Below are 18,170 nucleotides of genomic sequence, written 5' to 3' on the forward strand. Positions count from 1 at the left end.
AAGCATGGTGACATGTGCAGCTGACTGATACTAATCGATCGAGGACTTAACCAAAAAAGAAAAGCGTAGGCGACTGTACTGCCTCGACAAGCGCTGGAACTTCTGACCGAAAAGTCGATAGACTTTGACAGAAGAAGTGAAGTGACATCGAGAGGCTAGGAGCCGGAGCTAGACAAATCACTTCATGAATGTGCGTATGTTATCTAGTTTTGAAGGAATGAAAATTTCTTCTTGAAATATTTTTTAAAGATAGTATAATAATACTTGTCTTTACTTTATCTAGTGACGATGGCGAGAAGGTCACACCCGTTCCCATACCGAACACGGAAGTTAAGCTTCTCAGCGCCGATGGTAGTTGGGGCATTGCCCCTGTGAGAGTAGGACGTCGCTAGGTTTTGAAATGTTCCGCAGTAGCTCAGTGGTAGAGCTATCGGCTGTTAACCGATCGGTCGTAGGTTCGAATCCTACCTGCGGAGCCATTTGGAGAGCTGTCCGAGTGGTCGAAGGAGCACGATTGGAAATCGTGTAGGCGGTCAACACTGTCTCAAGGGTTCGAATCCCTTGCTCTCCGCCACTATAATATATTTAAAGCAGCAAGTTGGCCCGTTGGTCAAGCGGTTAAGACACCGCCCTTTCACGGCGGTAACACGGGTTCGAATCCCGTACGGGTCACCATTATGGAGGATTAGCTCAGCTGGGAGAGCACCTGCCTTACAAGCAGGGGGTCGGCGGTTCGATCCCGTCATCCTCCACCATTTGAATAACACTTAATATTATTATCGCGGGGTGGAGCAACGAGCGTTGCATCATTGAAATACTGCGAGTTGTCCCGACACATAACCTCCTTGAATTAGCTTTCAGAGGAAGGGACAGTCTGTTGCTAATAAAGCGCATGACAAAAACTATATATTTCTCATTATCGCGGGGTGGAGCAGTCTGGTAGCTCGTCGGGCTCATAACCCGAAGGTCGTAGGTTCAAATCCTGCCCCCGCAACCAAAAAAAGTTGTTGACTACAACTTGATAATATAGTAAGATAATATTTGTCTTGAAAAAGATAGCATCTAAAATGGTCCCGTGGTGTAGCGGTTAACATGCCTGCCTGTCACGCAGGAGATCGCCGGTTCGATTCCGGTCGGGACCGCCATTATAATATTAATGTGGCTCAGTAGCTCAGTCGGTAGAGCAAAGGACTGAAAATCCTTGTGTCGGCGGTTCGATTCCGTCCTGAGCCACCATATTTTTGCCGGTGTAGCTCAGTTGGTAGAGCAACTGACTTGTAATCAGTAGGTCGTGGGTTCGACTCCTATCGCCGGCACCATTCTTAATTTAATAGTGGAGGGGTAGCGAAGTGGCTAAACGCGGCGGACTGTAAATCCGCTCCCTCCGGGTTCGGCGGTTCGAATCCGTCCCCCTCCACCATTATTTCTTATTTGTAACAATTTATTCTAATATATATATTATATATCATAGGGGTATAGTTTAAAGGTAGAACGAAGGTCTCCAAAACCTTTGGTGTGGGTTCGATTCCTACTACCCCTGCCAATATGATTATGGCGATTGTGGCGAAGTGGTTAACGCATCGGATTGTGGTTCCGACATTCGTGGGTTCGATTCCCATCAGTCGCCCTTTTTTTATTTCATCAATCATTGGGCTATAGCCAAGTGGTAAGGCAACGGACTTTGACTCCGTCATTCGTAGGTTCGAATCCTGCTAGCCCAGCCATTATTTTTTTAAAATTATTTATAATGCGGAAGTAGTTCAGTGGTAGAACACCACCTTGCCAAGGTGGGGGTCGCGGGTTCGAATCCCGTCTTCCGCTCCAATGGCGGCATAGCCAAGTGGTAAGGCAGAGGTCTGCAAAACCTTTACCACCGGTTCGAATCCGGTTGCCGCCTCCATTATTTTATATTGAATGTAAGTGCTTTTTTATAATGTGCCGGGGTGGCGGAACTGGCAGACGCACAGGACTTAAAATCCTGCGATAGGTGACTATCGTACCGGTTCGATTCCGGTCCTCGGCATCTTTGGATGCTTTTTTATTTTTATTATACATGCCTGAGTGGTGGAATGGCAGACACGGTGGACTCAAAATCCACTGCCAGCGATGGCGTGCCGGTTCGAGTCCGGCCTCAGGTATCATAATTGTCGCTCATCTATGAGATGGAAAAACGATTCTTACACTTTGTAAGGATCGTTTTTTATTGTTTCGGAAATTATGGAATCCTACCTTTAATTAATTTATTACATCTTGCTCCATCGCCTAGCCCTCGAGTTTATAAGCCAATCCGTATTCCTTCGACAATTTAATCAGATTAATGTCCTGAAATGTTCCCCAATCGTTGATACTATACTACGTTGGGGGGACAGTCTCTTTTTGGGAATTATTTATTAGATTCATAGTGGTTTTTGTAAAATTTTAGTGTGTTCGAAGGGGTGAATTGTCAGTATTCTATATTTATTCATTTTAACCTTCTAAATTGGAAGTAGAATTAGTAGAATTGAAAAGGAAGCAGAGTGAGGTCTCGTGTAGGTAGTTGGCTACAATAAAAGTATAGCAAGGAGTATGATGATGAAAACTATTGAAACGACTTATGTTACCATCACAGATTCATATGTTAAAAGAGCTCAAAGTCATCTAGTACATTATCTATTACGTTTGGAAACGGAAAAATTTTTATTTGAGGTTTTTAAGGTCGCTACGCTCAGCCCATTAACGGATGAAGGGTATCAAGGGTGGGAGAGAAGTGATGATATTAACTTTCGAGGACACTTCTTTGGACATTTTATGTCAGCGCTTTCCTTGGCTTATCATGCAGAGAAAAGGGATTCGTTGAAGACTCAATTAGTAGAAAAAATGGTGGTTGCAGTAGCTGGGTTGGCACGTGCACAAGAACATTATGCTTTATATAATCCACAAAGTGCTGGTTATATTTCAGCTTTTCGGGAGGCAGCACTTGATAAAGTAGAAGGAAAGACGATATTGCCGGAAGACCAAGAGAATGTGCTTGTACCATGGTATAACCTGCACAAAATCCTAGGTGGGTTATTAGATATACATAAGTCACTAAAGGGAATAAAAGAAGATACGAGTCAAACGGCATTACAGGTTGCTAGCCAATTTGGAGATTACATTTACAATCGTATGAAGCGTTTAGTAGATAAAAAAAGAATGTTGAAAACTGAATACGGCGGAATGAACGATGCGCTATATCATTTGTTTGAACTTACGAAAAAGAAGGAGCATATGGTAGCTGCTACTTATTTTGATGAGGATGACCTAATTGAAAAACTAGCAAATTATGAAAATACCTTACCAGGAAAACATGCTAATACTACCATACCTAAATTAATAGGGGCATTAAAAAGGTATCAAGTTTTTCAAGACCCTTCATCTTATGAGCTGCTCTCCGAAGAGGAAAGAGAGAAACTAACAGTTTATTTTGAGGCTGCGAAGAACTTCTGGGATATCGTGATTAATGAACATACCTATTGTACCGGCGGTAATAGTCAAAGTGAGCATTTCCATGAACCCCATTCACTATATTATGATGCGGAAATCCGTAGTGGAGATTGCACATGTGAAACATGTAATTCTCACAATATGCTAAAACTAACCCGTAATTTATATGCTCTCACCAAGAACCCGAAATATTTGGATTACTACGAACGTACCTATTTTAATTCAATTCTGGCTTCTCAACATCCTGAAACCGGAATGATGATGTACTTTCAGCCAATGGGAGCTGGCTATAATAAAGTATATAACCATCCTTATGATGATTTTTGGTGCTGTACAGGAACGGGTATAGAAAGCTTCGCAAAGCTAGCGGATACTTATTACTTTCAAGAAAATGACCGTATCTTTGTTAATCAGTATATCTCAAATGAAGTGAACATACCTGATACTACGATTTGTCTTGTTCAAAACTCTAATCGAAAACAATTTTTGTCCACGTTCACTATCAGTACAGAAGATGGAGACTCTAATAAGCCAATCTATCTTGCATTGCGCATTCCGTCATGGACAAATGGATTTGAGTTGTTGCATAACGATGAATTGGCTGATTACGAATGGAAAGACGGATTTGTATATCTAAAACAGGCAGTTGGAGAAAATGATACCGTAGTTATTACATTTGCTCCCTCCTTGAACATGGTGTCCACATTTGATAACCCTAATTATGTGGCCTTTGAATACGGTCCATATGTATTGGCAGGTGGTTTAGGAAAGCAAAATATCTCTTCTGATAATCCTACGGGCATTATTGTTCGTGTAGGTACGAAAGAAGGTCAATTGCCTGATACATTAACAACGACCGTCAATAATTGGCGAAATCAATTTGCGGAACATATGCAGCCTATCGAACTTGAAGATAAGCTGATCGCCTTTCAAGTGAACAATATAAAAGAAAACATTATTTTTAGTCCTTATTATGAAATGCACGGAGAGCGCTACGGAATTTATTTTAACTTGTTAGATACAGATTCTAAAGTTGGTCAAAATGCATTGTTACAGAAAAAAGATAGATTAAAGGAGGAAGAGCTTATCTTAGCTGAATTACACAATTTTGATGATAATAACAGTGAATATGCTAAAAAAATCGCATACGCTCACTCTGAGGCCAATGCCTATAAGGGGAGACGCTTTCGCATGGCGTATGCTAATGGGTGGTTCAGCTATGAGTTTACTCTTGAAACCGCTGGGGACGTTTATTTGAAACTAGATTTCCACCGTCAAGACATAGGAAAACGGATGGACCTGATTTTGAACAGTCAAGAGATATGTTCAATCGTTGTGAATGAATTTACGGAAGGTGAATTCTTTTCCCAACAGATCTTATTGGATAAGGCGATTTTATCAAATGAGGGGAAAGTGGAAATAACCTTCAAAGCATCCGAGGAAGAAACACCAAGAGTCTTTGGAATTACCTTTTTTAAAAACAATCAATAATGAGAGTAGCATTTTAATATTGGGGTGCCTGTACCCCCCAGCCCGGTTAGGTAAATATACAGCTTAATAGTGATATATAAATTTAAGGTACAATTATTAATCCTAACTTTATGGTCAATATGAAAAGTCAATGCTTTGAGCAATCAGAGTGTTGACTTTTTTATTCATACAATATTAATAATCCAAAACACTCTGTAAATACTACCAATATGCTATAGTAAGAAAGCCTTCTAAGAAATAATCGGCATTATTATAAGAAAAGAGACGTGATTAGCCTTGCTGAATTTTTTACAACTTGGGATTCGAAAAGAGATTAACCATACATTAAAGTCATTAGGTATAGGAACTCCTACTTCTATACAAGAACGAACAATACCATCCGTACTTGAGGGAAAGGATGTTATTGCAAAAGCACAAACTGGAACAGGAAAGACATTGGCTTTTGTTCTTCCGATTCTTGAAAAGATTGATGTGAACAACTCGGATGTTCAAGCACTTATTTTAACGCCTACCAGAGAATTAGCTCTGCAAATTTCAAAGGAAATTAAGAAAATGATTGAGAACCTTGAGGGTGTCAAAGTGTTATCTGTATACGGTGGTCAGGATGTGGCGAATCAATTAAAAAAGTTAAAAGGTGCTCAGCATATTGTCGTTGCAACGCCTGGTCGGTTATTAGATCATATTCGCCGTGGAACAATTGATCTTTCAACGGTTGAGAGGCTTGTGATAGATGAGGCTGACCAAATGTTACTGATGGGTTTTCTTCCAGAGGTAGACGACATCATTAGTGAAACGTTCCCTTCTAGACAAACCATGCTGTTTTCAGCAACAATGCCTACCGAAATTCAAAGTCTTGCTAAAAAATATATGGTCAAGCCAGAGTTCATAGAGATAAAAGCCAAAAAAGTAACGGTTGAAGAGATAAAACAAGTTGTGATTGAAACAACTGATCGGAGAAAACAAGCCACTTTATTTCATTTAATCGACGAACACCGTCCATTTTTAGCGATTATCTTCTGTCGTACAAAGGCTCGTGCCAATAAGCTATACGAAGCATTAATCGCCAACGGATATGAAGCTGACGAGTTACATGGTGACTTACCACAGTCCAAGCGTGAGAAAGCGATGAAGCGATTTCGTGAAGCGAAAACACAGTTTCTAGTGGCAACAGACGTTGCTGCAAGGGGACTTGATGTAGAAGGGGTTACACATGTCTATAACTATGATATTCCTCATGATGTGGAAAGTTATGTTCACCGGATTGGACGAACGGGCCGTGCAGGTGGCGACGGGGTTGCCTTTACATTAATAGATCCTAAGGATATGGAGTTCCTCCGAATGATTGAAAAAGGAATCAATCAAAAACTGGACATACAAGTGATTAAAGGAGTCAGTATCCCTGATCGTGATGATTACCAGAGAGCAAGTGAGCAAATAAAAGAAAATAAACGTTCTGAAGGTAATAGAAGAGATGGAAGGAAGACTGCACCGTATTCTTCAAATAGAAAGCCTAATGATAGACGTTCAAAAAGCAATTCTAGCGATACGACTAAAGGTAGAAGACGATCTCGTTAAGAGTAATGATACAAATAGAGTGCCTTATACTTAAAATTAGGTAAGGAACCATTTCAGCGCCAAATTCAGGAGGATACACCTATGTTACATAAACAAATGGGAAAATACATTTCAACAGAGTTAATGAATAACCCATCGAAAAAAAAGATTGAACTTTATCAAGAGGAAAAAGAGTACATTGAAAAATATGAATTGATTCCAGATGACATTACATTCATTGAAAAAGATCCTACTACACGTTTCCTTGAAGCCTACATTGAAAGATGTGACAAAGAAACAGAAGAAATGCTCTCTAAAGAATCATTTCGTTTTTTAGAAAATTCGATTGTTTATCTTCAAAAACACAAGAACGAATTTCTATACTTTGAGTCTCAGTGGTTTGAAAAAATCGGTGTTGATGGGATTTCGTTTGAAGTGAATGATGTATTTGGAACATACTTCGTCATGGTAGGATTGAAGTTGCCGAAAAAAAATGGGCCATCTCTTAAAGAAAACTTAACTAAAGAATTAGATGGAGATGTAGCTAAATATGAATTGATGTTTAATCAAAATGATGGTTTATGGGACTTGAATTTCGCATTGAATTATGTGAATGGATTCAATGAGCAGATGTCATTAGAGGAAGCATTTCGGTTAATTTATCGATTTCTATTTAATCTAGTAGAAAGTGTAGAAGAAAGAAGCAAGAACGTGAATTAACTGTTATATCGCATTACTATCCATCGTATGATACCATTTATTTCTATACAAAAAAGGGGACGTGATTGAACATGATAAAAATTAACATACCTAATCCAGATATTACGATTACACAACGGAAACAAATTCCGAAAGAAAGTGAACCAGAAATCAAGTCTGTTTATGGATTTATTGATTTCCATCTTATACCTAGAGATAAAGGTGGTATTTTCTTATTTTTTGATAAAAATGATGAGCTTCTGTTTGTTGGAAAAGCGCGGAAACTACGTCAAAGAATTAAAAAACATTTCGAAGATACTGTTTCACCTATTAAGAATCACAGAGATCAGGTACATAAAATTGATATTTGTATAGTAGAAGATCCAATGGAACGAGAAATCTATGAGACATACGCCATTAATAAACTCAAGTCTAAATATAACGTTGAAAAAGTGTTTTATTAAAAAGGATGTATTAATCCTGGTGCCAGCCCCCTAGTACGGTAATCATTTATCTATCGGGGGTCTGGCACAATTTTTTCTTTTTATTAATAACCGTAATCCCAATCGATTGTCTCTTCATACCAAACAACTTTATCAATGGGGTCAAGTTTAACTTCTTTGTCATTAATGGTACATTTCAACTGTTTAGAATCTCCATGACTTACAAGCTCTTCATATATAACATGCTCAACGTCTTCTAATACTGTAACAGAGTGATTCTTATTGATTAATAATGCTGTACCTTTCATTACGTACACCTTCCTTGGAAGATTTATTTTTCAATCAATTACAGTATAGCTCCTTTACGTAATATAAAGATATTTTTGTGAATTAATTCACAAATCCTTCATATTTCTGTTTGAAATGTTGTAACAATCTAAGCGGCTGCGCTAAATCTAGTTATTAAAAATATTCTGTTGTGGATAGAAATGGTACTATTGTCATGTAGAGTCCATAAAATGAAGTGGAGGTGTAGTTATGAAGGAAATTCTTACTACATATATGGCTAAATATACATCGCTAAATGAGACTGAACAACATGCTATTCTTGATGCTTTAATTATAGAGACATTTGAAAAGGGGAGCCATTTGATTAAACAGGGAGATTCTCCAAAAGAAATATGTTTCTTTGTATTGAAAGGATGTGTTAGGAAATATCAAATTGCTGAGTATGGAAAAGAGATAACAACCCACTTTTTTACTGAAGAGGAAGCTATTTTGTTATTTGATGCTGAAAAACCTGAACAGGAATCCCCATTTTCATTAACCTGTGTAGAGGACTGTGTATTGGTTGTTGGTGACTTAAAGTCTGAACACGAAATGTATAAGAAGTATACAGAGCTTGAAACCATGTCACGGCGTATGATGGAAAACTATCTTTCCCAAACTCAACAAGAATTCGCAACCTTCATTCACTCTTCTCCAGAAGAACGCTATAAAACACTTATCAATAATCGACCTGATCTTCTCAAACGTGTTCCTCAACATCAATTGGCAAGCTACCTTGGTATGACGCCAGAGTCCTTAAGTAGAATTAAAAAGCGTATTCAATTATAAACTTTATTATTTTACACACATCTTAACTTAAGTCAATGCTACCTCTACATTTTTGAATTACAATCATGAAAAAGGATGATAGGAGGGGTGAGATGAAGGCAATTATCTCTGAACGGTATGGGTCCCCCGATACACTTATACTAAGTGAGGTCCCTGTACCTACACCTAAGGAAAATCAAGTTTTAGTAAGAGTTCGTGCATCTTCGATTAATTTTGGTAATTATGTCTTATTATCTGGAAAACCGCGGCTAGCCCGGTTGGTATTTGGGTTGATGAAACCGAAATATCCTATTCCTGGTGGGGACATGGCTGGAATCGTGGAGGCTGTAGGTGCTAACGTGACCCGATTTCATACGGGAGATGAGGTGTTTGGAGACTTATCTAGCAGTGGATTTGGTGCTTTTGCAGAATATGTTGTTGTCGATGAAAAGATATTGGCTTTGAAACCAACTAATCTATTATTTACAGAAGCAGCTGCCGTGCCCATGGCGGCTACCACCGCTTTACAAGCAATAAGGGATAAAGGGAAACTAAAGATAGGACAGAAAGTATTAATTCAAGGTGCTTCAGGTGGTGTAGGGACATTTGCGATACAAATCACGAAGGCGTCTGGTGCGGAAGTGACCGCTGTGGTGAGTACTAGAAACGTAGAAATCGCAAAGTCCATTGGTGCTGACAAAGTAATTGATTATAAAAAAGTAGACATTAAGAACCATCATCAGACTTATGATTTGATTCTTGGAGTGAATGGCAGCCAATCAATTACAACCTATAAAAGAATGCTAAAAGAGAACGGTGTATTTATTCATGTAGGTGGCGAAAGTAGTCAAATGTATCAGACAATGGTACAAAGATCTTGGTTATCCATGACTGGGAAAAAGAAATTTTCTACCTTTTTGCAAAGGGCGAACCAAAAGGATTTAGAGTTGATGAAAGAGCTTATTGAGGAGGGGAAAATAAAGCCAGTTATTGATAGCGTCTATTCTTTGAGTGATGTTCCAGATGCATTTCGATATTTTGAACAAGGACATTCTCAGGGGAAAGTGATAATAGAGATCTAAATGAATTAGTGCTTTACAAATCCGATAGAATAAATGAAAGATTATTAGAAATGTAAAAGGCCATAGCTCAGAGTATTGAGCTATGGCTATAGGGAACAGTTCAATCCCATTATGGTTCTTATCTTTTCCTCACTGGAATCCAAACCTCACTATAGGCGTAGCCTTCTCTATCTTTATCCATTTTGGTAAAAGAAAATGAAGGGACATTTATGACTTCATAGTCGGAAGAGGGAAGCCATTCAGAATATGTTTTTGCCATGGTTTCTTGTAGTGTAGATGGGAAGGGTCCTTCATTTGGGAAGATTGCCCATGTACATGCTTCAACTGATACTTTATCTAATTGGTCACTAATTTGATTTTCAGTTGTTAATACACCAATCATGTGTGTTAAGTCGCCTTCTTCTTTTACAAAATTGGCGTCAGCGTTGTACGATGCATTGACGATTTCATATGGTTCTATATTTTGAAGTGCTCGCATTTCTTCTTTTTGTTCGTCTGTAATGCTTTGAGCAAGCTTTACGATCTCGTTATTGACTCCTTCAAATTGCATCGGTACACGTTTACTTACTCCGACTAGATGAAATGCCGGTTTATCTTCGATTCTACATTCCATGGAAATTCCTCCTTTAACTGTGATGACGAATGAAAGTTTGGGAAAGGATTTGCTTACCCCTTTTTTAATGACATCCGAGGGCAAGAAACCACACCATTTTTTAAAGGCTCTAGTAAAGCCATCCACAGATTGATACCCATATTTAAAAGCGACTTCCGTTACTTTTTCTCCGTTCAATAAATCCTTATTCGCTTCTGCCAATTTCCTGTTTTTGATGTATTCACTTAGGTTCAATCCTGACAGATAAAAAAAGATTTTTCTAAAGTGATAGTCGGAAACCCCTGCATACTCGGAAATGCTTTCAAGAGGTAGGTCATCTGTTAAATGAGTTTCAATATAGTCGATCACCAGGTTTAATTCTTTTAACAAGTTATCCCTCCTTGTCATGTTTATATCATAGCAAAGCTGCTTTATTCGTACTCGACTTTATTAACATAAAATAGGTCGGAATTAAGGTCCAGACCCCATTGTACTGGTGTGGTACAGCACTTGGGGTTAGGCACTAGAGATTGCGTAATTTCTACTTTGAAAAATTCTGTAAAACGCTTACGTATAATGTATAGTTAGTTTAGGTACGATGGTTAACATCTAACCCGTAACCCGTAATGGGAGATGAAAGGGGAATTATTATTGGGTAGAATTATTTTAACGACAGAAAGTGGTGCGGATTTACCTTTAGAATGGACGAACAAACACTCTGTTCAAGTGGTTCCGATGCACGTTGTCATGGGTGATAAGGATTATTTAGATGGGGCGTTGCCAGTACAGGATATATATGAATATTATGAGCGAACCAAGAAAATTCCATCCACAACAGCAACAAATGTTTATGAATATGAGGAATTTTTTAAACAGATAAAAACAGATTATCCCGGTTGTATCATTATCCATATTGGTTATACATCTAAGGCATCTTCTTCATTCCAAAATGCCATTATTGCAACAGAAGAGTTAAATGATATTTACCTAATTGATGCGTTGAACGTTACAGGAGGACTAGCTACTATTGTGATGTATGCAGTAGGTTTAGTAGAGAATGAACCTACGATTGACCCAGAAATATTAGTGGGAAAAATCGAAGCTATTGTACTAAAATCCAGACTAGCATTTGTTCCTGGCAGTCTAGAATTTTTAAAAGCGGGTGGAAGAGTTAGTAACCTTGCTTATCTCGGAGGAGCTTTGTTAAAAATAAAGCCATGTATTGAATTAATAGATGGAAAACTCACGTCTACTAAAAAGTATCGTGGGAATATGAGTACCGTCACAGAAAAACTTATCCAAGATTATTTAACTCAATACGACATTGATAAAGGACAAATTTATTTAGTGTATTCCGTGGGCTTGGATGAAAAGATTAAAGCAAGAATGACCGACGTCGCAAAAGAACATGGATTTGAAAATATCAGTTGGATTCAAGCCGGCGCGATGATCTCTACTCATGCTGGACCAGGTGGATTTGGAATTGCCGGATTAGAAAGATAGAAAGATAAGCAGGGTATGGTCCTTTTGATATTTAATAATCTCAAGAACCATACCCTTCTTATTAAGCTTGTTGTCCTCTTTTTCGTATGATTAGAATTGAACCACCCATAACCAATAAAATACAACCTGCTAGAAGTAGTTGATATAGATTGGTTCCTGTGAAGGGTAGAAGATTTCCATTCTCAGTAGCTTTCCCTTGTTGATTTGTTGTTTCTTTTTGTTTCTTTGTTTTATCATTACTTACATCTTCAGCGTTTTTATCATCTTGATTATTATTCGACTTGTCGTTATTCGTTGAATCAGGGTTTTCACTCTTTGGCTTTTCTGGTTGCTCAGGCTGTAACTCTTCATCCTTTGGATGTTCAGGTTTCTGAGTTGGTGGATCCTCAGGGTCACCACCTGGGTTAGTACCAACTGCTTGTTTTGTGAAGGACCAAATGTCTGAGATTGTTTTTCCAGTGTGGTCATCTTCAGCTACGGCATACCATGAGTAGAGGTTTCCATCCTCTAAGCCTTGCCAAAGGGTCTCTGCCATTTCTCCACTTTCCACATTCTCCTCTTTGCCAATTTCTGTATCGGTATAGACATTTACAGAGAAGTAATCGGTCGCAACTTGTTTTTCAACAGCGCTTAAGTCCAGGTTCATAATAAACTCATCTTTTTCAGGATGGGTATCGGAATCATAATAGTTATAGTCATCTAAATATGGTGAATACGTATTGACGATGATTCGATTATTGTCCTGGTCAAAATGTAAGAGTCTCATATATCCTTGGCCACCTTCAGGACCAGCCTGATAATCTGCAAGCATTTGATATACTGTACGATCTGGTGTACCGTCACCGTTATCATCAATTTCATCAATTAAGGTTTGTGCTTCATGATAATGTCCACTTAATACGGCAAAGACATTTTCATTCGGAAGAACGATTTCATTATAGAGCTTTTCACCGAGTGGATGTCTTGTTCCAGTTGCTAGCAAGTATTCATGGAAATTCAAGATGGCCATTCGATCGGGATGAGCAGCAAGTACATCATTCACCCACTGAATTCCCTCATCCGTTACACCCCAACCAAGGTACACCATAATATAATCATTTCCATTCACCGAGATTAAATCATAATGTCCACGATTGTTAAGGTAGGAACCGCCATAATAAGGTTTGTCCTCAAAACGATCTGCACCAAAGTAACGATAATAATCGGTGTAATCGTTATTCACTTGATTGACATCATGGTTACCAGCCAAGACGCCATACGGGATATTGTGTTGATCTAACACGCCCATATATTGATCTGCGTAATTCCACTGGCTTTCGTCAGTAGAGATATTAACTAAATCTCCGGTATGGAAGACATATTCAATCTTCATTTCCTCTTGTTTCTCTGCAATCCATTGAGTTTGACGATCAAAGATATACGGGAAGCTCTCTGCATAATATTGAGTATCTGACATCCATACAAATGTATAGTCATACTCGTCAGGTGTGCTTGGAATTTCATCCTGAACTAGGACATTGACTTTACTGTCTTGTACAAATGCATGGACATCAACATTTCCTGTCAGTTCAAAATCATCTTCGCTAGCAATGCGGTAATCGATTAACGCCCAATCAGCGGTTTCATGATTCCACGCATACATGGACACTTTCCGTCCTTCTAATGACTTTCCTTTCCAGTTGAGTTCAACAATATCATCTTCATCGACAGATGAATCAACTGTTACATCAAAACGATGGTAAGGAAATTGTGTGTGTGAATTGTTCGTTAAATATTGTCCATCTTGTTCGGCTACAAGGGCAATATCCTCTTCTGTAAAGGCTTGCTCTCCTAATGGAACTTCAGTTTGTGGTGGCTCCGTATCTGAAGCATTTTTATAACCTTGTATATGTTCCGTTTGACTTGCATCATATTTGTATCCTTGATAGAAAGTGACATCAAGCTTATCGTTTGTCGGATCTGTTACTTTTACTTTTAAAATCGGGTCGCCATTGACGGTTGCACCATCCGTAGGTGATGCCGCTTCAGGCTTTTCAGGATTTTCATTCACAACTGAAAAGTGAACGATGAACTCTGATTGATTACCAACTTTATCGATTGCTGTCATGCTTAATTTGTGTTCTCCAGGTGCTAACTTTGCTGATGAAGTTTCGTATGGAAGTGTAATGACTTCATCATCGAGTTCAGCTACAAACAATTCAATACCTGCAATATCGTCAGTTACATTACCTTCAATTGTAAAAGCACCTTTGTACTCTTTGCCTTCAATCAGGTTCGTTTCAATAGATGGAGCGGTATTATCTACGATTACCATTTTTTCAAGCGTTTCGTCAGAATCCTGAACGGTCAGTAGATGTTCTCCATCTTCTACAGTTGTTGTATCCCATTTCACTGTTTTAGAGAGAGCATGCTTATCTGTAATTGTAAAATGAAAATCGACAAATGGATTGGCATCATTCATTTTAATGACTTGATTTGGATTGTTGTAACTCGAGTCTGCTAAAACTGTCCCATCTGACAAGACAAGACGAACATTTTTTAGATCATAATCATCACGGTTTTCAGTTGAATCTAGGTCAAACGGCGATGCTTTATTTCCGGAGCGAACCGTGATGGTATTATCTCCTAATGATAAGCGGTCAGGCTCGATCGGAATACTAAAGGTTTTCCATTGAGTCAACCAATCCTTATCCATTAAGTAGAGTACTTCTTCACCCATCGTGACTGCATTTTGGAAATACGTATTCAGGCCATTTACATCGAATGCAAAATACGCAGTTCGTTCCACAGAATGGTACGAATCACTTGTTAATTCTGTGTCATCTACTAACAGAGTGACGTTATCAGGAGCATCGTCAGCAGATGTACCTTTCAGAATCACATCACCAGTTACGATGTCGTCTTCGTTTACATTCAGACGAAGGCTTGATTGATCATAATCTGTTGTAATGTCGACACGATAGGTATTACTAGTAGTTTCATTCATTCCATCAGACGCGACAAAGTAATAGTCGACATAATCCTTCCCAATTAATTCAGGAGAGTAGATAATAGAATGAAAGAATCCACTATTAGAATCCTGCTGTAAAATTTTCATTTGATATTCTTTTTGATCCGACATTTTATAGAAAAGACGAACTGACTTAACTTCGTGGTCGTCGGTGACATTTGTAAAAATCTTAATATTGTCCTTTTCCGCGATTTCATTAACATCTGTTTGATTCTCAATCACAGGTGCAGCTGTATCTTCAACAAGCTGCACAGATTCTCGTGGAACTTGGTTTGCCTCCACAATTCCGGGAGTTGCATCTTTTATTTCTAGTTTGATTTGCTGTGTCGTCTGATCAGTGGGATATCCATAGAGAATACCTTTATCAGGATGGGTATCATCAACATTTGGTACATCATTATAGTAGGCAAGTGCCACTTCTTTATGAGAATTCGTGCCAATTACAATTCCCCGCATACTACCATTCGCCATTCCACCTGTATAAATGCGAACAATATTCTCGTTTTCTACTAAATTTGAGCCATAGTTTTGATTAAAATCGGTTACAGTAGAGTCACCATTTTGATCATTGATGATCCAAAATACGAGTGTTTTTCCTGCTGGTATGATGACATCTTCAGGAATAGAAGGCCATACAACATCTGTGCCTGGATCAGTGCCGTAGCGGTAGTAAATCTTATAATCTTTAAAATTAATATCTTGGTTGCTGTTGTTATAGATTTCAATGAACTCAAAACCGTCGGCAGAACCAACATTTGTGGAGTCTGGAACAACCTCTGTAACCAATAAGTGTGGGAGCGTACTGTAATCTATATTGATCTGTTTCACATTGATGCTGTATTCACTCGTTTTCGCAGACTGAATCCCATCTGAAGCCTCAATATAATAGAGTAAATCTGACGTTACGCTTGCAGCTGGAATCTCAGCAGAATATAGACTCGTGTCTTCTACACTTGGATTCATAGAAATGGAAGTGAATTTTTCTGCATCCTTTTCTTTATAATGTAGAGTCACTAATGGGATGGCTAAATTATCCGTTGCTTTCACCTCGACTTTTACAGGTGTATAGGCATCAACCTCGTCAACTGGGGTATGATCAATTACAGGTGCTTCGGTATCCATTGGAATCTCTGGTAATTGAACGGGAATTGATGGTACCTGTTTATCAGTAATCACACCAGGTGACGGAGGAGCCATGCCCTGAAATTTTTTCATTACTGTCCCGTGGTCAGGGTAGGCGTACTGGATAACGGCACCTGTATTATCGTTGTCGCTCCCCAAATAACTTGCAGAGATAACTTCTGCACCTTGTATATCTTTTAGAACCAACGCACGATTGCCACCATTCGCAAAGCCAGGGAAAGCATCGGTAAACACTACTACTTGTTCGTTTGTTAGCTCAAGACCAAAATGAGAGTTAAAGTCTGATAATGTTTTATTACCGTTATTAAACCAGAAAACAAGGGTTTCTTGTGGTGCAATTGTTATTGCTGGAATTTGGAAGGGAAGCTCAGTTCCACTATCCGTATAATGATAAATAAACGAATAATTTGTTAACACCTGGTGCTGATTCGAATTGTTATAGAGTTCAAAGTACTCGTAGTAATCCGTTCCTCCACCCTCAGAGTTTGGAGAAATCTCCGTAATCAAAATAGGTGGAAGTGAATCATAATCAGGTTCAACGATATCTTCGATGATTACTTCACTCGTCTCATTCTCAGGACTTTTTACACGATGATTTGTGTCCGTTACTTCGATGTAATAACGAAGTGTTTCATGTAGTAACAACTCTTTTGAGATGCTAGCTTGATAGATTTGTCCTTCAGCTTGAGTCATGGCCAATTTCTTAAACTCGCCGTTCTGTTCTAATTGATAATAAACAGCAGCGGAGAAATTACCATGATCGTCTGTAATGGTGGCAGAAATGACAAGATCTTCTTTTGCGCTCGCATTCGTGATTTGCTCATGTGTAATAACAGGTGCATGGTTTTCCTCTGTTACTACGACTTGTTCGGGAACCTGTTCAGTGACAATCGTGCCTGGTGTTGGTTGTGCATTTGTTTCATACTTTTCCATTTCTTTGCCGATGACAGGGAACTTGTACTGCACAACTAGTTCATCTCCAATGTCTTCTTTTAGATAATTGGCGATGAGTAAGTCATTACCAGCTTGGTCCTTGATTACGACTGCACGATTTCCGCTATTGTAAAAATTAGGCGGCCCGCCAAATTCGACAACATCGTCTTCTGTTAAACTTATTTGATACTTTAGATTGAAATCAGCTAGTGTTTTCTGATTCGAATTATGCCAAAATACAAGACTTTCTTTCGGTGCTAATGTAGTTGGGGCGAATTTCATATCTACATCATCTTTGCCACTTTCATCCGTATAGCGCAGGCTAAATGTATGGTGGTCTAATACAATCGGTTGATTTGAGTTGTTGTAGACCTCAAAATACTCATAATCGTCTGTTCCTGAATTATTAGGCATGATTTCAGTAATCAGTAGTGGAGGGAGTTGTTGATAATCAATCGCTTCTTTTACTTCCTCGATTGTTACTTCAGTTTCATTACCGGTTGTGGTTACATCTGCTTGTTCAGTACTAGACGTTTGTTCATCTTCCTTCTTAATGGAAGAATCAGCCTCGATGATTTCTGTGTTTTCGTTCGTGGCTTCTTCACTGTGCTGACTTTCTTTTTCTGTGGTTGGAGAAGCAGGATTTTCCGTACTTTCAGTATCGGAACTGCTATCGTCCGAATGGTTTTCTTCAGAGGTGACAGGTAAATCTTTTACATCAGTCTCCTGGTTCTCTGAATGGGAAAGGGAATCTTCTTGCTTTTGGTCTTGTTGATAGGAGTGTTCTTGTGAAATCGAAATTTGTGTAGCGTCTTCTGCCATTGCTGAAGGAACAGCTAAGCCCAAGTTGGAAACTAGAATAGCAACAGCTGTTGTAACGGCTAGACCTTTTTTTAGTTTTGCGTTTTTCCTCATAATGCCTCCTTAAAAATGTAAAGATGTTATGTATTCAACTACAGAATAACGACATAGTATTGAGGCAATTTAATAAAGATGTAAAGGTTATGTAAAATAATAAAATTTATGAATAAAAGTTAAAAATTAATTTAAATAGAACCTAGTCATTTGACACACGGATTGTACACCCTTTTATGTTATTTATAAAAGGGATAATACTATTAATGTGCAAGCACTTGAAAATCTAAGGTATAAGTTGTATGAAA

The 18,170-nt window shown here is 38.6% G+C and carries 10 protein-coding genes, 16 tRNA genes and 1 rRNA gene; 24 read left to right on the plus strand and 3 right to left on the minus strand.

Features of this window, described 5'->3' with window-relative positions; translation table 11 throughout:
- Nucleotides 1–278 precede the first annotated feature (278 nt).
- The 21 genes from rrf to CZ490_RS00195 all read left to right on the plus strand — a co-directional run bounded on the left by rrf (nucleotide 279) and on the right by CZ490_RS00195 (nucleotide 7,670).
- A 5S ribosomal RNA gene (gene rrf / locus CZ490_RS00095) occupies nucleotides 279–394 on the plus strand.
- A 10-nt stretch (nucleotides 395–404) separates the two neighbouring features.
- Nucleotides 405–479, plus strand: a tRNA-Asn gene (locus CZ490_RS00100).
- A 3-nt stretch (nucleotides 480–482) separates the two neighbouring features.
- A tRNA-Ser gene (locus CZ490_RS00105) sits at nucleotides 483–574 on the plus strand.
- 26 nt (nucleotides 575–600) lie between these two features.
- A tRNA-Glu gene (locus CZ490_RS00110) sits at nucleotides 601–675 on the plus strand.
- 4 nt (nucleotides 676–679) lie between these two features.
- A tRNA-Val gene (locus CZ490_RS00115) sits at nucleotides 680–755 on the plus strand.
- Nucleotides 756–920: 165 nt separating this feature from the next.
- Nucleotides 921–997: transfer RNA gene (locus CZ490_RS00120), tRNA-Met, on the plus strand.
- A 72-nt stretch (nucleotides 998–1,069) separates the two neighbouring features.
- A tRNA-Asp gene (locus tag CZ490_RS00125) sits at nucleotides 1,070–1,145 on the plus strand.
- A gap of 15 nt (nucleotides 1,146–1,160) precedes the next feature.
- Nucleotides 1,161–1,236: transfer RNA gene (locus CZ490_RS00130), tRNA-Phe, on the plus strand.
- 7 nt (nucleotides 1,237–1,243) lie between these two features.
- A tRNA-Thr gene (locus tag CZ490_RS00135) sits at nucleotides 1,244–1,319 on the plus strand.
- Nucleotides 1,320–1,335: 16 nt separating this feature from the next.
- Nucleotides 1,336–1,420: transfer RNA gene (locus tag CZ490_RS00140), tRNA-Tyr, on the plus strand.
- A gap of 49 nt (nucleotides 1,421–1,469) precedes the next feature.
- Nucleotides 1,470–1,543 (plus strand) — tRNA-Trp (locus tag CZ490_RS00145).
- 11 nt (nucleotides 1,544–1,554) lie between these two features.
- A tRNA-His gene (locus CZ490_RS00150) sits at nucleotides 1,555–1,627 on the plus strand.
- Between the two features lie 22 nt (nucleotides 1,628–1,649).
- Nucleotides 1,650–1,724, plus strand: a tRNA-Gln gene (locus CZ490_RS00155).
- Nucleotides 1,725–1,749: 25 nt separating this feature from the next.
- Nucleotides 1,750–1,824, plus strand: a tRNA-Gly gene (locus CZ490_RS00160).
- 2 nt (nucleotides 1,825–1,826) lie between these two features.
- Nucleotides 1,827–1,900: transfer RNA gene (locus CZ490_RS00165), tRNA-Cys, on the plus strand.
- A 37-nt stretch (nucleotides 1,901–1,937) separates the two neighbouring features.
- A tRNA-Leu gene (locus CZ490_RS00170) sits at nucleotides 1,938–2,023 on the plus strand.
- Nucleotides 2,024–2,055: 32 nt separating this feature from the next.
- Nucleotides 2,056–2,138, plus strand: a tRNA-Leu gene (locus tag CZ490_RS00175).
- Between the two features lie 433 nt (nucleotides 2,139–2,571).
- Nucleotides 2,572–4,953 carry a glycoside hydrolase family 127 protein gene (locus CZ490_RS00180; RefSeq protein WP_159439877.1) on the plus strand — a complete coding sequence of 794 codons (2,382 nt, stop codon included), beginning with the start codon at nucleotides 2,572–2,574 and terminating at the stop codon, nucleotides 4,951–4,953.
- Nucleotides 4,954–5,229: 276 nt separating this feature from the next.
- Nucleotides 5,230–6,528 carry a DEAD/DEAH box helicase gene (locus CZ490_RS00185; protein WP_077616978.1) on the plus strand — a complete coding sequence of 433 codons (1,299 nt, stop codon included), beginning with the start codon at nucleotides 5,230–5,232 and terminating at the stop codon, nucleotides 6,526–6,528.
- Between the two features lie 81 nt (nucleotides 6,529–6,609).
- Entirely contained in the window at nucleotides 6,610–7,227 is a 618-nt protein-coding gene (locus CZ490_RS00190; RefSeq protein WP_077616979.1) for a branched-chain amino acid aminotransferase, read from the plus strand.
- Between the two features lie 65 nt (nucleotides 7,228–7,292).
- Entirely contained in the window at nucleotides 7,293–7,670 is a 378-nt protein-coding gene (locus CZ490_RS00195; protein ID WP_234987145.1) for a nucleotide excision repair endonuclease, read from the plus strand.
- Nucleotides 7,671–7,753: 83 nt separating this feature from the next.
- On the opposite strand, the gene CZ490_RS00200 is transcribed toward CZ490_RS00195, so the two are convergent.
- Nucleotides 7,754–7,957, minus strand: coding sequence for a hypothetical protein (locus CZ490_RS00200; protein ID WP_077616981.1), 204 nt, complete (start codon nucleotides 7,955–7,957; stop codon nucleotides 7,754–7,756).
- A 229-nt stretch (nucleotides 7,958–8,186) separates the two neighbouring features.
- Between CZ490_RS00200 and CZ490_RS00205 the strand changes: the two genes are divergently transcribed.
- Together CZ490_RS00205 and CZ490_RS00210 are read left to right on the plus strand one after the other, a co-directional pair.
- Complete coding sequence (locus CZ490_RS00205) at nucleotides 8,187–8,765, plus strand: Crp/Fnr family transcriptional regulator (RefSeq protein ID WP_077616982.1); 579 nt, start codon at nucleotides 8,187–8,189, stop codon at nucleotides 8,763–8,765.
- A gap of 92 nt (nucleotides 8,766–8,857) precedes the next feature.
- On the plus strand, nucleotides 8,858–9,826 hold the full coding sequence (locus CZ490_RS00210; RefSeq protein ID WP_077616983.1) for an NAD(P)-dependent alcohol dehydrogenase: 969 nt from the start codon (nucleotides 8,858–8,860) through the stop codon (nucleotides 9,824–9,826).
- Nucleotides 9,827–9,944: 118 nt separating this feature from the next.
- On the opposite strand, the gene CZ490_RS00215 is transcribed toward CZ490_RS00210, so the two are convergent.
- A complete protein-coding gene (locus CZ490_RS00215) occupies nucleotides 9,945–10,808 on the minus strand; it encodes an AraC family transcriptional regulator (protein ID WP_077616984.1) in 864 nt (287 codons plus the stop codon).
- A 261-nt stretch (nucleotides 10,809–11,069) separates the two neighbouring features.
- Between CZ490_RS00215 and CZ490_RS00220 the strand changes: the two genes are divergently transcribed.
- Nucleotides 11,070–11,921: a DegV family protein gene (locus CZ490_RS00220; protein ID WP_077616985.1), complete on the plus strand. Its 852-nt coding sequence runs from the start codon at nucleotides 11,070–11,072 to the stop codon at nucleotides 11,919–11,921.
- Nucleotides 11,922–11,982: 61 nt separating this feature from the next.
- On the opposite strand, the gene CZ490_RS00225 is transcribed toward CZ490_RS00220, so the two are convergent.
- The gene (locus CZ490_RS00225) at nucleotides 11,983–17,922 is read right to left on the minus strand and encodes a lamin tail domain-containing metallophosphoesterase family protein (RefSeq protein WP_077616986.1); all 5,940 of its coding nucleotides are present in this window, start codon (nucleotides 17,920–17,922) and stop codon (nucleotides 11,983–11,985) included.
- Nucleotides 17,923–18,170 lie beyond the last annotated feature (248 nt).

The organism is Litchfieldia sinesaloumensis, from assembly GCF_900156865.1.
GTDB lineage: Bacteria > Bacillota > Bacilli > Bacillales > Bacillaceae_L > Ferdinandcohnia > Ferdinandcohnia sinesaloumensis.

Excerpts from the sequence above, each read along its gene's own strand:
- CZ490_RS00180 (WP_159439877.1), top strand. The coding sequence starts at position 2,572 with ATGAAAACTATTGAAACGACTTATGTTACCATCACAGATTCATATGTT.
- CZ490_RS00210 (WP_077616983.1), top strand. The coding sequence starts at position 8,858 with ATGAAGGCAATTATCTCTGAACGGTATGGGTCCCCCGATACACTTATA.
- CZ490_RS00190 (WP_077616979.1), top strand. The coding sequence starts at position 6,610 with ATGTTACATAAACAAATGGGAAAATACATTTCAACAGAGTTAATGAAT.
- CZ490_RS00225 (WP_077616986.1), bottom strand. The coding sequence starts at position 17,922 with ATGAGGAAAAACGCAAAACTAAAAAAAGGTCTAGCCGTTACAACAGCT.
- CZ490_RS00205 (WP_077616982.1), top strand. The coding sequence starts at position 8,187 with ATGAAGGAAATTCTTACTACATATATGGCTAAATATACATCGCTAAAT.
- CZ490_RS00200 (WP_077616981.1), bottom strand. The coding sequence starts at position 7,957 with ATGAAAGGTACAGCATTATTAATCAATAAGAATCACTCTGTTACAGTA.